This window comes from Ruegeria sp. AF8 (genome assembly GCF_056541825.1).
In genome coordinates this window covers 1-1,052 of record NZ_JBQFYW010000076.1, presented here as the reverse complement: position 1 = coordinate 1,052, position 1,052 = coordinate 1, and the positions used below count along the sequence as shown (strand labels likewise).

The window sequence follows — 1,052 nt, the reverse complement described above, 5'->3', positions numbered from 1 at the left end:
TGAAGCGCGGCTGGGACGCGAGGAATATGGAGGTGAAGTCGCAACCTTCTGCGCCGGGTACAAAGACGCCGACATCGACGAAATCCTGTCGCAGTCCGATCACGTCATCTTCAACTCCGCTGCCCAAAAGGACCGGTTTCTCGCCAAAGCCCAAACCGCCAAAGTGCAGGTTGGCCTGCGCATCAATCCGGAACATTCCGAAGGCGAGGTTCCGAAATACGATCCCTGCGCCCCGTGCTCGCGCCTTGGCACACCAGTCAGCCAACTGACCGCCGACACGTTGCGCGGCGTTGACGGCTTGCACATGCATACGCTTTGCGAACAGGGGTTTGCGCCTTTGCAGCGCACCTGGGACGCTGTCGAACCGAAGCTCAAACCCTACCTTGATCAACTCAAGTGGGTGAACTTTGGCGGTGGCCACCACATCACCCGCGACGATTATGACCGCGACGGGCTGGTGGCCTTCCTCAAGGACATTCGCGAAACCTATGGCATTGATGTTTACCTTGAACCCGGTGAGGCTGTGGCGCTGGACGCAGGTATTCTGATCGGTGAAATCCTCGACCTGCCGACCAACGGCATGAACCTCGCGATCACTGATATCTCGGCCACATGTCACATGCCCGACGTGATCGAGGCCCCCTATCGCCCTGCCCTTATGGATGAAGCCAAAACAGGCCATACCTATCGCCTTGGCGGCCCGTCCTGTCTGGCGGGTGACGTGATTGGCGACTACACTTGGGACAAGCCGCTGGAGATCGGACAGCGTTTTGCCTTCCTCGATCAGGCACATTACTCGATGGTCAAGACAAACACATTCAATGGCGTCCCCCTGCCCACAATCGCCCTGTGGAACAGCGAAACGGACGAGCTGAAGATCATCCGGCAGTTCGGATATGACGACTTCAAGGACAGACTCTCATGAGCATTTTTCTCGACAGTGAATTGACCGCATCCGAACGCACCGAAGATGCCCGCTTTCGCGTGATCCCGGTGCCTTTGGAGCGCACGGTCTCTTACGGGGCCGGCACGGCCAAAGGCCCCGAGGCAAT

The 1,052-nt window shown here is 58.3% G+C and carries 1 protein-coding gene and 1 pseudogene; both read left to right on the top strand.

Annotated elements, in window-relative coordinates:
• A partial coding sequence (locus ACR0AO_RS25430; protein ID WP_480609820.1) for a carboxynorspermidine decarboxylase occupies positions 1 to 925 on the top strand: 925 nt, incomplete at its 5' end.
• Positions 922 to 1,052, top strand: a pseudogene (locus ACR0AO_RS25425) (agmatinase); the annotation flags it as partial. The gene ACR0AO_RS25430 and the pseudogene ACR0AO_RS25425, both read left to right, overlap by 4 nt.